Raw genomic sequence first — 12155 nt, 5'->3', positions numbered from 1 at the left:
TCCGGTGCCGAAATGACACACACAGGGAGTTTAGGCAAAGTCGGTAAATGAACCTTTGAGAAATCAAGGCTCTTTCGTGACCTTTCGATGCAATTCAAGATCGTTTCAGGACGCCCGCCTCCCCATGGCCTCCATCCTGGCGATCCATTTCGCGCCATTGAAATTCCCGGCATTGACCATGCCCACAAAGGCCGCGCGCACCGGCCGGATGCCGGCGAAATGCAGGATGCCCACTTTCAGCGCCTTCAGGCTGTGGCAGCCGTAGACGATCCTGTAATACCAGGCGGGCATGCCCATGGTGATCACCACCCGCGCCGACTTGCCGCTCAGAAGACCGCTGTCGAACGGTCCCCGCGACGTGTCGTAGGCAAAGCCTGGCCGCGCCACCTGTTCCAGGAACGCCTTGACCAAAGCCGGCATGCAGCCGAGCCAGAGCGGATAGACGAAGACGAGGTGATCCGCCCGTCTTATCTTCACCTGCGCGTCGAGGATCGGCGGGCTGAGCGTCCCGTGTTGCTGCTCCTTCTGCGAGGTCAGGAACGGCACGCCGATCCGGGCAAGCTCGATGCGCTCGACCGAATGTCCGCCGGCCTCGGCTCCCCTGGCATAGGCGTGGGCCAGCGCATGACAGAGGTGCGGCTCGGCGGCGTCCGGATGTCCCTGGATGATCACGATCCTCGTCATCATATTCTCCGTTGAAGGTGCCCCAGCGTTAGGGACAACGGAGGTTCGCGTATTTGATCTTCGTCAATGCGGCCGGCATCAAAAGGCCGCCGGGCTTGTCGCGCCGGCGGCCTGTGTTTCTCAGCGGTGATCAGTGCGGATCAGGCGGCGCGGGCACGGGACGCATGACCGGAGGTGGCTCCACGGCCGCCGTCAGCGAGCCTGAAGGCCGACAGGAGGCCCTGCAGGTGCAGGCTCTGTTCGGCAAGCGTCTGGCTCGCCGCAGTGGTTTCCTCGACCATCGCCGCGTTCTGCTGGGTCATCTGGTCCATGTGGTTGACGGAGGAGTTGATCTCCTGAAGCCCGGTCGCCTGTTCGCGGGCCGCCGTCGCAATCGTGTCCACATGGGCGTTGACCCGCTCGACCAGCGTGGCGATCTCGACCAGCGCGTCGCCGGTAGAGCGAACCAGCGCCACGCCGCCTTCCACCTCGCGGGCGGAATTGCCGATCAGCGTCTTGATCTCCTTGGCGGCATTGGCGGAACGCTGCGCCAGTTCGCGCACTTCCTGCGCCACGACCGCAAAACCGCGGCCCGCCTCGCCCGCCCGAGCCGCCTCGACGCCGGCATTCAGCGCAAGCAGGTTGGTCTGGAAGGCGATCTCGTCGATCACCGAGATGATCTGGTTGATGCGGTTGGAGCTCTCCTCGATCCGGCCCATGGCGTCGATCGCATTACGGACGATCTCGCCCGAACGGCCGGCGCTGTCCTTGGTCTCGCTGACCATGGTGCGGGCCTCGACCGCCCGTTCCGACGCGGTGCGGACGGTCGCGGTGATTTCGTCGAGCGCCGCCGCAGTCTCCTCGAGCGCCGCCGCCTGCTGTTCGGTGCGCTTGGACAGATGGCCCGTCGCCCCGGAAATGTCGGAAGCGCTGTCACGCACGACAAGGCTCGTCTCGGAGATCGCCGCGATCGCCTGGTGCAGCGAACCGACCGCCGCGTTGAAATCGTGGCGGAGTTTCGCATAGTCCTCGCCGATATCGGCCAGCGCCACCGAAAGGTCGCCCCCGGCCAGCGCCTCGAGCGCCCGGCCGAGTTCGCCGATCGCGCGTCCCTGGCGTTCGGCGGCTGCCGTCATCGTCCGCTCGTTGTCGGAGCGCTCGCTGGCGATCATGCGGGCCTGCTCAGCCTCGCGCGCCTGTAGCTGGACACGCTCGTCGACCGAATCGCGCAGCACGGAGAGCGCCCGGGCCATGTCGCCGATCTCGTTCTTCTGTTCTGTGCAGGGCACGGTGACACGCGCCTCGCCCGATGCGATCGACTGCAGAGCCTGCTTGATCTTGCCGATCGGGCCGGTCACGGTCTTCACCACAAACGTCGCGCCGGCGATCAGCACCAGCGCGCCGATACCGAACATCGAGGCGAAGTTGATCGCGTCGCGACGGAACATGGCGTGCAGGTCGTCGACATAGACGCCGGTGCCGACGATCCAGCCCCAGGGGGCGAAACCGGCGACATGCGAATATTTCTCGACCGGCTGCTCGGCGCCGGGCTTCGGCCAGTAGTAGTCGACGAAACCCTTGCCGGTCGAGCTCGCCTTCACCGTATTGACGAATTCGACGAACAGGAACTTGCCGTTGGGGTCCTTGTCGTTGGACAGGTCCTTGCCGTTCAGTTCGGCCTTGATCGGATGCATGATCATCCGGGGCAGCATGTCGTTGATCCAGAAATAGCCGCTGCCCTCGCCATAACGCATCACCGAGATGACGGCCTTGGCCTCGGTCTGGGCCTGCTCGCGGGTCATGGCGCCGGAGGCTTCGAGGGCCTGGTATTTCTTGAGCACGGTCAGCGCCACGTCGTTCATCTGGGCAAGGCCCGCCTTGCGCTCCCGTTCGGACGAGGCATAGCTCTGGAACAGGCTGAAGACCATCGCGCCGCCGAGGATGACCAGCGACAGAAGCACAAGACTATAAAGGCGCCAGGAAATGGCGAGACGTTGCATGAGACCCCCCTTATTTGCAAATCGGCTTAAATTCTAACGGTTGACGGTTATCAAGTGGTGAAGCCTCCCAGAATCGCGGCTTACGTGAATTAGATATGCCTAAATTATTGATTCGGATGGCTTTTTTCATGGAGTTTTCTTCTCTCCCACTTCCAGATAGTCTTCCGCAGGGAGGAATCGTCCCCAAACCCGAGAGAGAAAAACATGACCGAAAATGCCAAGCCGACCGGCGAACTGACGCTCCGGACGCTCGCCATGCCGGCGGATGCCAACGCGGCCGGCGATATTTTCGGCGGCTGGGTGATGGCGCAGATGGACCTTGCGAGCGGCATCCGCGCCGCCGAGCGCGCCCGCGGCCGCGTGGTCACCGCGGCGGTCAAGGAAATGGCCTTCGAACTGCCGGTGAAGATCGGCGATACGCTGAACATCTACACGGAAATCACCCGCGTCGGGCGCTCGTCGATCACGCTGACTGTGGAAGCCTGGGCGCAACGGGCGCGCCACCGGATGATCGAGAAAGTCACCGCAGGAACCTTCATCATGGTGGCTCTCGACGAGGACGGCCGCCCGGTGCCGGTGCCGGCCGAGGAATAAATCGGGGAACCGCCATGGACGCCGCAACCGCCACCGAGACATTCACGCATATCCGCGTGGTCATGGGCATGGTGGTCAGCCTCAGCCTGGCACGGTTGCTGAACGGCCTTGCCGGCATCGTCCAGCATCCGCGCGCCGCGCGCATCTACCCCGTCCATCTCGGCTGGGTGGCGTTCATGTTCCTGTTCCTGGTGCATTTCTGGTGGTGGGAATACCGGCTGCACGCCCTGCCGGTGATCGGCTTTGCGGCCTATCTCTTCCTGATCGCCTTCTGTGCGCTGTTCTTCTTCCTCTGCGCCCTGCTCTTCCCCACCTCGATGCAGGACTACGACAGTTACGAACATTATTTCCTGTCGCGACGGACCTGGTTCTTCGGTTTCCTGGCGGGGATGCTCGTCACCGACGTCGTCGATACGGCGCTGAAGGGCTGGGATTATTTCGCTTCGCTCGGGGTGGAATATCCGGCCCGCACGGCAATCTATTTCCTGCTCGCGATCATCGCCGCGACGACCGCAAACCGTCGCTATCACGTCGGCTTTGTCATCTTTGCGCTGGTCTACCAGCTCTACTGGATTTTCCGCGTCTACGATTTCCTGACCTAGGCGCACCCCGCCGCCTAGCCCTTCAGATAGGCCGAGGACGTATCGAAGCTCAATCCGGGAAAAACCTTGGCCGTGAGAGTGTCGGGCTCGATGCCGAACTGCCTGTAGAGCATGGCGGCGGCGACCTCACGCACGTCGCCGGTCGGCATCAGGTCGCGGCGGTCGAGCAGCTTGTCTTCGGAAAGGCCCGGCCATTTGCCCAGAACCTTGCCGCCCGGGATCGCTCCGCCGGCGAGCACCGCAAGCCCGCCGGTTCCGTGGTCGGTGCCGTTGGTGCCGTTTTCGCGGGCCGTGCGGCCGAATTCCGTCATCGCCAGCACGGCGGTCTTCTTCCAGGCGTCCTCGCCGAGCGCTGCCTTCAGCGTCACGATCGCGGTCGAAAGATCGCCGACCGCCTTCTTGAACTGTCCCTGCTGGCCCACATGGGTATCCCAGCCGTTGATCGAGAAGCTGGCGATCCGGTAGTCCTCGCGCAGCATGCCGCCGGCGAGTTTCGCCATGTCAGCAATGCCGGCACCCCGCTTGGCATCGCCATAAAGCGAGTCCGCCGACATGTCGGTCTTCTTCGCCTCCTCCATCGCCTTGGCAAACGCCGGGTCGCCGGCATACAGCCGGTCGAGAAAGGCGATCTCGTCCTGCGCCAGCGCGAAATTGCTCTGTGACGACCAGGAGTCGGCCTCGTTCGGACCGCTGAGGATCAGTTCCATCGAGGTGTTGATGTCGATCGCCTTGCGGTCGCTCGAGCGAGGGATGACCGCGAGCGTGCGGTTCAGCCAGCCGGTGCGTTCGCCCTTGCCGTTGCCGCCCGTCTCCAGCATGTCCTGGCCATCGAAATGGCTACGCTGGTCCCGATAGGGCGTCGAGACCGCGTGCACGAAGGAGAGTTCGCCCGCCTGCCACAACGGCATCAGCGCGGAGGCTGCCGGGTTGAGGCCGAAGAAACCATCGAGATCGATGAGGCCGGTATCCGGCCTCAAGCCGAGCTTCGGCCTCAGTGCCGCGTAGGCCGGATCACCATAGGGCTGGACGAAATCGAGCCCGTCCATGGCGCCGCGCAGGATGATCGTCACGAAACGGTTGTCGCCGGGCATGGCCGCGAAACTCACCGGCGTCAGGATGGGAGCCGCCGCGACGCAGCAGGCGCCGGCCAGGAAGCCGCGGCGGGACAGCCGGAAGCCATTGTCAAAGCTCATCGTCTACCTCCTGTTGAACTCTGCGGACGCCAGCACCATCGTGATGCCATGCACCTTGTTGGGCGCCTGCGCGATGATCCTCGCGGTCTCGGGATGGGCGGCTTCGGCAAGTGCTGCCTGAAGGAAGACGGATGGCTCCATCTTCTGCCCGAAGATGCGCGCAACCATTCGCGACCATGAAATTCGCTCGCTCAGCTGGCTCGGGGTCAGCCATGCGCTCGCTTCGTCCGCGAAACCCGCGGGGCTCGGCGGCTGCCAGATCGGCTGTCCCATGCGCTGCAGGGCACCGAGCGTCAGGGCATTGGCACGCCCCGCCTTCTTCTTGGTATCTTCCCTCGCCGCCATGCCGGTCAGGTCCATGGCCTTCTGGACCGGGCTTTCGTCATCGTCGCCGTCGTCCATGTCGCGCAAGAGGTTGGCGAAATTCCTCTCCGGCAGATCGAGCGCGCGGAAACCGGACACCACGAATTCGAACGGCTGCTTGATCTTCTGCCCGGGATCCGACCAGGCACGCGGATGGTCGAGCATGGCGCGGTAGACTTCGGTCAGATTGCCGCGGCTCTTCGTCCAGGCCGTGACCATCGCCGCGACGATCTCCTCGGGCGCGTCGTCGGCGATGAAATGCCGCACGAGCTTGCCGCAGATATGCTGCGCGGTCTTCGGGTTGGCGGCCAGATCTTCGAGCATCAGCACGTGGTCCTGACCGTCGCCCTCGTCGTCCCGATAGGTCCGGCCGAGCAGATCGACAGGTCCCGCCTCGGCGAACCGCGGCTGATAGACGACCTGCATGGCGCGATTATCGACGGAAAGTCCCGTCAGGATCAGCGCCGCGGCCCGCACATCGTCCTGGGTATAGCCGCTGCCGGCGCCCAGGGTGTGGAGTTCGAGCAATTCGCGGCCGAGGTTTTCATTGAGGCCGCGGCCGTTCCTGCGGGCGGCGACGGAATCCGGCCCGACGCTCTGGTCCTGGTCGAGATAGATCAGCATGGCGGGATGCAGGATGGCGGCGGACAGCAGCCCGGTGAAGGAACCGCCGAGATTGGGGCGGATCGCCTGCGCCTCGTAGAGCGGCACGATCATCCGCATCGGCAGCGACTTCATCACGCTGGTCGAGAAATGGTCGACCCAGAAGCTCGCGAGACGTTCATAGAAGCCGAGCGGCGAATGGATCGCCTGGGCAAGCCGCGCCATGGCATCCTGCCGGTAGATGCGCCGGGCCTCGTTCTGGGTTGCCTTGCGGACGTCTTCATTCGGATTTCCGGCCTTGCGGGCTTTCGCCTCGGCGGCGAGCAGCGAGACGACGCGGGTTGCAGTGTCCAGCCGGCCAGTCAGGCCCTCGCGCGGGAAACGGGGCTTTTCGGAAGCCCCTTCCTCGATCTGCCGCAGCAGCGCCCCGACATCACGGGGCGGCTCTTCGCCGGGACGAAGACCATAACCGTATCGGATGGCAGCTAGGGCCGGGTTGGGAAGAGCCATTCAATCACTCCTCGTTGGACCCGCTCAGAGTCCCGAACAAATGTGGTGGAAACCAACAGGAATTGCGGCCATTTCGTGACATGGACAATTTGTAATTCGTGACCGCCCCGGAAGTTCCAGCGCGACGCGAGAAATCGAATATATTGCCGGATTTACCGAGGGATCGGAACAACCCGAAGGCATTCGCTCAATATTGAGGCGCAGACGGCGGACGATTACATCTTCATTTAGGATAAATTGGTCGGCGTGAAGAAGATCTCCCGAAAGCAAGACTTTCTTATCGTCGCCGTTCGATAGTGCTGGGATTGAGTCAGGAACTCCAGCCCGGGCGGATCTATGGAAGCCGACTTCAGAACAGGTCAAATCGACCCGGCTCTCGCATTGGACGTGAAGCGAGCACAGGCTTCGACCATGCTCGAACGCCTCACCTCGACGCTCGCCACCAATGCCGCGATATCCGCTTCCGCCCTGTTCGTCACCACGATCGACCGTGGCCTGACGCTTTCGGCCGGCCTCTGGTTCACGGCGGTGATCGCAAGCCTGGTCCTGCGCGTCGTTCTGGCCTCGATCCTGTCGCGTTGGGAGACCGTGGAACATGCTCCGCAACAGGCACTCCACGTCCTGACCTTCGGGGCGCTGGTCAGCGGCCTTGCCTGGGCGGCTCTTCCGCTGACCGTGCCCGATTTCAGTGCGCTTGGCGGAAACAGCGGCCTCTATCTGATCATGTGCGGCATGGCGACCGGCGCGGTGCTGATGGGCGTCGGACACAATCCGGTTTCCCTGGCATTCGCGATACCGCCCAACATCTCCGTGATGGTCTCGCTCGCCGTCAGCGGCAGCGCCGGCGGCTGGCTCCTCACCATCGACGTCGTGGCGCTGACGATGGTGCTGATCCGCAGCAGCCGCACCAGCGAGGCGACCTTCGTCGGCAACGTGCTCGGCAAGCTGAAGGCGACGGCGCTTGCCGATTCGCTCTCCTGTGCCAACTCGGATATCCTGCGCGCCAACTACCGGCTGGAAGTCCTTGCCAGTTGCGATCCGCTGACCGGGCTTGCCAACCGTGCCGCCTTCAATGCCGCCCTCGATACGGGGATTTCCACCGCCCGGACCGCGGAGGAGCAGCTCGCCCTCCTCATCCTCGATCTCGACCGTTTCAAGATGGTCAACGATACGCTCGGCCACAGCGCCGGCGACGCCCTGCTCGTCGAAGTCAGCGACCGGTTGCGCTCGGCCATCGACGGCAGGGGCACCATCGCCCGGCTCGGCGGCGACGAGTTCGCGATCATTCTCGGCGGCTCCGATGCGGGGGAGCGCGCTCGCGATCTGGCCGCACGCATCCTCGATCGCAGCCGCCAGCCGGTCATGCTCGAAGGCCAGCCGACCGTGGTCGGCACCTCGATCGGACTTGCGTTCTTTCCGCTGCATGCGGATACGGCCGAAGACCTGTTCATCAGCGCCGACATGGCCCTCTACCGGGCCAAGGACGGCGGCCGGCGCCAGTGGCGCGAATTCGAGCCCGCCTTCCGCTCCCAGGCCGACCGCCAGAACCAGATCGAGCAGGAACTCGCCGATGCGCTCGATGCCGGCGATATCGAAGCCTGGTTCCAGCCGCAGGTCGATCTCGGCTCGCGGGAGATCACCGGCTTCGAGGCGCTGGTGCGCTGGCACCATCCCTATCTCGGACCGATCGCGCCGCCGGAAATCGTCGCCGCCGCCCAGGCCGCCAATCTTGCCGACCGGCTGACCGGAACCATCGCCGAAGCCGCCTGCGGCCTGCTCGCCCGCCTGCCCTCGCTCGGCCTGCCGCGCGCGACCGTCGCGATCAACGTCTCGCCGCGCGAGTTCGACCTCTATTCGGTCACCGACGTGCTCGACCGCATCACCAGCGCCCACCGCATCGACCCGGCGCTGTTCGAGATCGAGATCACCGAGGAGGCGATCCTCGATACGCTGGTCGCCGGCGAGCAGCTGAAGCGCATCGAGCGCTCCGGCTACAAGCTGGCGGTCGACGATTTCGGCGCCGGCCATTCCTCGCTCGCCTATCTCGTCGCCCTCAAGGTCGATCGGCTGAAAATTGACCGGCGCTTCATCACCGGCGTGCATCTCAGCCGCCAGAACCAGGAGATCGTCGGCGCCCTGGTCGGCCTCGGCCGGGCGCTGTCGATGGAAGTGGTGGTCGAGGGCGTCGAGAGCGAGGAAGAGGCCAATACCTTGCGCAGCCTCGGCTGCGAATTCGCCCAAGGCTATTTCTTCGGCCGCCCGATGCCGCCGGAACGCATCCCCGGCTGGATCGAAAGCCGCCGCGCCCTTACCGAACGCCGGGTGGCCTGACGCGTCCCGCGCAGAAATCCGTTTCCGATTTGTACTGGTTTTGTGACCCCCGCCCTCTTCACTTTCGCGATGACTCTCTCCATATTCGCGGCATGGCCAGATCATCGAAAAAATCGCCTGCCTCGAACCCGGAAAATCACAACGGTTTCGAGGAAGCCCCGCAATCGTCGTTCGAGGGCGCGCCGCTCTCCGGTCCCTTGGCTGGCAGCGTCTCCGACTGGGTGAAGCAGCTCGAAGCCGAGGCGGAGGCCTCCGGCGTTGAGACGCAGCGCGAGATCGCCTCCAAGGCCGGCAAGCACCGCAAGAAGATCGAGATCGCGGCGCGTGAGGAAGCCATCAAGGCCGCCCGGAAGAGCGCCCCGACGACGGCGAAAAACACCACCGCCTCGAAGACCGCCCGCGGCGTGTCGATCGGCGCCTCCTCCGATCCGAAGACGCGCGCCCGCGCCGGCCTCAACCCGGTCGCCGGCATGGACGTGTCGCTGGAAGAGGCCGGCAGCCTCGCCACCGGTTCGGTCACCGCCACCGTGGAAGCCCTGTCGGCGCTGATCGAGAGCGGCAATCCGCTGTTCAAGGACGGCAAGCTGTGGACGCCGCACCGCCCCGCCCGGCCGGAAAAATCCGAGGGCGGCGTCACGATCCGCATGGCCTCCGACTACGAGCCCGCCGGCGACCAGCCGACCGCCATCCGCGACCTTGTCGAGGGCATCAATTCCGGCGAGCGCAGCCAGGTCCTGCTCGGCGTCACCGGCTCGGGCAAGACCTTCACCATGGCCAAGGTGATCGAGGCGACCCAGCGCCCGGCCGTCATCCTCGCGCCGAACAAGACGCTGGCGGCGCAGCTCTATTCCGAGTTCAAGAACTTCTTCCCCGACAACGCGGTCGAATATTTCGTCTCCTATTACGACTATTACCAGCCGGAAGCCTATGTGCCGCGCTCCGACACGTTCATCGAGAAGGAGAGTTCGATCAACGAGCAGATCGACCGGATGCGCCACTCGGCGACCCGCTCGCTGCTGGAGCGCGACGACTGCATCATCGTCGCCTCGGTTTCCTGCATCTACGGTATCGGCTCGGTCGAGACCTATACGGCGATGACCTTCCAGATGTCGGTCGGCGACCGATTGGATCAACGTCAATTGTTGGCAGACCTCGTCGCCCAGCAATATAAGCGCCAGGACATCAATTTCGTGCGCGGCTCTTTTCGCGTCCGCGGCGATACCATCGAGATCTTCCCGGCCCACCTTGAGGATGCCGCCTGGCGCATCTCGATGTTCGGCGACGAGATCGATGCGATCACCGAGTTCGACCCGCTTACCGGCCACAAGACCGGCGACCTGAAAAGCGTCAAGATCTACGCCAATTCGCACTATGTCACCCCGCGCCCGACCCTGAACGGCGCCATCAAGGCGATCAAGGAAGAGCTGAAGCTGCGGCTAGCCGAGCTGGAAAAGGGCGGCCGCCTGCTCGAAGCGCAGCGGCTGGAGCAGCGCACCCGCTACGATATCGAGATGCTGGAGGCGACCGGCTCCTGCGCCGGCATCGAGAACTATTCGCGTTACCTCACCGGCCGCAATCCCGGCGAGCCGCCGCCGACCCTGTTCGAATACATCCCCGACAACGCGCTTTTGTTCATCGACGAAAGCCATGTCTCGGTCAGCCAGATCGGCGGCATGTATCGCGGCGACTTCCGCCGCAAGGCGACGCTTGCCGAATACGGCTTTCGCCTGCCGTCCTGCATGGACAACCGGCCGCTGCGTTTCGAGGAATGGGATGCGATGCGGCCGCTCACCGTCGCCGTTTCGGCGACGCCGGGCGCCTGGGAAATGGAACAGTCCGGCGGCGTGTTCGCCGAACAGGTGATCCGCCCCACCGGCCTGATCGACCCGCCGGTGGAAGTCCGTTCCGCCCGTTCCCAGGTCGACGACGTGCTCGGCGAGATCCGCGAGACTGCCCAGAAGGGTTATCGCACGCTGTGCACGGTGCTGACCAAGCGCATGGCGGAAGACCTCACCGAATACCTGCACGAACAGGGTGTTCGCGTGCGCTACATGCATTCCGACATCGACACGCTGGAGCGCATCGAGATCATCCGCGACCTGAGGCTGGGCGCCTTCGACGTGCTGGTCGGCATCAACCTGCTGCGCGAAGGCCTCGACATTCCCGAATGCGGCTTCGTCGCCATCCTCGACGCCGACAAGGAAGGTTTTTTGCGCTCGGAGACGTCCCTCATCCAGACCATCGGGCGTGCGGCGCGAAACGTCGACGGCAAGGTCATCCTCTATGCCGACAAGATCACCGGCTCGATGCAGCGCGCCATGGACGAGACCGCCCGCCGCCGCGAAAAGCAGATGGCCTACAATATCGAGCACGGCATCACGCCGGAATCGGTGAAGGCAAGGATCTCCGACATCCTCGACTCGGTCTACGAACGCGACCACGTCCGCGCCGACATTTCCGGCGTCTCCGGCAAGGGCTTTGCGGATGGCGGCCACCTGGTCGGCAACAACCTGCAGGCCCATCTCAACGCGCTGGAAAAATCGATGCGCGACGCCGCCGCCGACCTCGACTTCGAAAAGGCCGCCCGCCTGCGCGACGAGATCAAACGCCTCAAGGCCGCCGAACTCGCCGTCATGGACGACCCGATCGCGAGAGACGAGGCCCGCGCCGTCGAAGGCGGCGGCGGAGGCAAGGCCAAAGGTGGATCCAGGGGCCGCTCCGAGTCGATCTCCCCCCTCGAGGGGGAGATGCCCGGTAGGACAGAGGGGGGTGCAGCCACACCCTCGGCTTCCCTCTTCGCCAAACCCAGCCTCGACGACATGGGCCCGGGCACCGACACCGCGACGCCGCTGTTCCGCAAGCCGCAGCTCGACGAGATGGGCCGCAACATCGCCGAACCCTCGAAAAAGTCGCTGTTCCGCAGGAACGACCTCGACGAAATGACCGTCGGTCGCACCGAGAAACCGGTCACCGGCAAGCTGCCGCCGAAACCGTCATCGCCGCCGCCGTCATCGACAACCTCTCCGTCGTCATCCTCGGGCCCGACCCGAGGATCCACCGACGACCCCCGCCCCCTCGTGCGCGGCAAGATCGGCGCGGGGAGTTATGAGGATGGTGGGGAGCAGAAGCGGAAGAGCCGGACGAAGGGGAAAACCGGGCGACCGGGGCGGTGAATAAAAAGACAATTGAAGCATATGAAATCACAGCCGGTGGCGCATAGTCTGCGGTCCGGACTTTTCAAAGAATTTTTGTAGAATGCCGAAAATCCCCAACCCCTTCGCGGCGATTAGGCTGTA

8 protein-coding genes are annotated in these 12155 nt (G+C 64.3%); 4 read left to right on the top strand and 4 right to left on the bottom strand.

The window, feature by feature from the left end; genetic code table 11:
• Positions 1-105: 105 nt before the first annotated feature.
• A complete protein-coding gene (locus tag ACSQ8R_RS07560; protein ID WP_436252785.1) occupies positions 106-687 on the bottom strand; it encodes an NAD(P)H-dependent oxidoreductase in 582 nt (193 codons plus the stop codon).
• 137 nt (positions 688-824) lie between these two features.
• The gene (locus ACSQ8R_RS07555; protein ID WP_436252784.1) at positions 825-2663 is read right to left on the bottom strand and encodes a methyl-accepting chemotaxis protein; all 1839 of its coding nucleotides are present in this window, start codon (positions 2661-2663) and stop codon (positions 825-827) included.
• Positions 2664-2867: 204 nt separating this feature from the next.
• Between ACSQ8R_RS07555 and ACSQ8R_RS07550 the strand changes: the two genes are divergently transcribed.
• Entirely contained in the window at positions 2868-3257 is a 390-nt protein-coding gene (locus tag ACSQ8R_RS07550; RefSeq protein WP_024164254.1) for an acyl-CoA thioesterase, read from the top strand.
• A gap of 14 nt (positions 3258-3271) precedes the next feature.
• On the top strand, positions 3272-3859 hold the full coding sequence (locus ACSQ8R_RS07545; RefSeq protein WP_436252783.1) for a hypothetical protein: 588 nt from the start codon (positions 3272-3274) through the stop codon (positions 3857-3859).
• Between the two features lie 14 nt (positions 3860-3873).
• On the opposite strand, the gene ACSQ8R_RS07540 is transcribed toward ACSQ8R_RS07545, so the two are convergent.
• Positions 3874-5052 (bottom strand): DUF1501 domain-containing protein, encoded by a 1179-nt coding sequence (locus tag ACSQ8R_RS07540; protein WP_436252782.1) that lies wholly within the window; start codon positions 5050-5052, stop codon positions 3874-3876.
• Between the two features lie 3 nt (positions 5053-5055).
• Positions 5056-6528 (bottom strand): DUF1800 domain-containing protein, encoded by a 1473-nt coding sequence (locus ACSQ8R_RS07535; RefSeq protein WP_436252781.1) that lies wholly within the window; start codon positions 6526-6528, stop codon positions 5056-5058.
• A 411-nt stretch (positions 6529-6939) separates the two neighbouring features.
• Between ACSQ8R_RS07535 and ACSQ8R_RS07530 the strand changes: the two genes are divergently transcribed.
• Together ACSQ8R_RS07530 and uvrB are read left to right on the top strand one after the other, a co-directional pair.
• Positions 6940-8859: a putative bifunctional diguanylate cyclase/phosphodiesterase gene (locus ACSQ8R_RS07530; RefSeq protein ID WP_436252780.1), complete on the top strand. Its 1920-nt coding sequence runs from the start codon at positions 6940-6942 to the stop codon at positions 8857-8859.
• A 92-nt stretch (positions 8860-8951) separates the two neighbouring features.
• Positions 8952-12032 carry an excinuclease ABC subunit UvrB gene (gene uvrB, locus ACSQ8R_RS07525; RefSeq protein ID WP_436252779.1) on the top strand — a complete coding sequence of 1027 codons (3081 nt, stop codon included), beginning with the start codon at positions 8952-8954 and terminating at the stop codon, positions 12030-12032.
• Positions 12033-12155: the final 123 nt, after the last annotated feature.

Origin of the sequence: Neorhizobium sp. LjRoot104 (assembly GCF_964253725.1) — a bacterium.
Taxonomy (GTDB): domain Bacteria; phylum Pseudomonadota; class Alphaproteobacteria; order Rhizobiales; family Rhizobiaceae; genus Neorhizobium.
The sequence above is the reverse complement of the archived record's forward strand: the minus strand, read 5'-3'. Positions and strand labels throughout refer to the sequence as shown.

Coding starts and splice junctions, on each gene's coding strand:
- ACSQ8R_RS07530 (WP_436252780.1), top strand. CDS start 6,940: ATGCTCGAACGCCTCACCTCGACGCTCGCCACCAATGCCGCGATATCC.
- ACSQ8R_RS07545 (WP_436252783.1), top strand. CDS start 3,272: ATGGACGCCGCAACCGCCACCGAGACATTCACGCATATCCGCGTGGTC.
- ACSQ8R_RS07535 (WP_436252781.1), bottom strand. CDS start 6,528: ATGGCTCTTCCCAACCCGGCCCTAGCTGCCATCCGATACGGTTATGGT.
- ACSQ8R_RS07540 (WP_436252782.1), bottom strand. CDS start 5,052: ATGAGCTTTGACAATGGCTTCCGGCTGTCCCGCCGCGGCTTCCTGGCC.
- uvrB (WP_436252779.1), top strand. CDS start 8,952: ATGGCCAGATCATCGAAAAAATCGCCTGCCTCGAACCCGGAAAATCAC.
- ACSQ8R_RS07550 (WP_024164254.1), top strand. CDS start 2,868: ATGACCGAAAATGCCAAGCCGACCGGCGAACTGACGCTCCGGACGCTC.
- ACSQ8R_RS07560 (WP_436252785.1), bottom strand. CDS start 687: ATGATGACGAGGATCGTGATCATCCAGGGACATCCGGACGCCGCCGAG.
- ACSQ8R_RS07555 (WP_436252784.1), bottom strand. CDS start 2,663: ATGCAACGTCTCGCCATTTCCTGGCGCCTTTATAGTCTTGTGCTTCTG.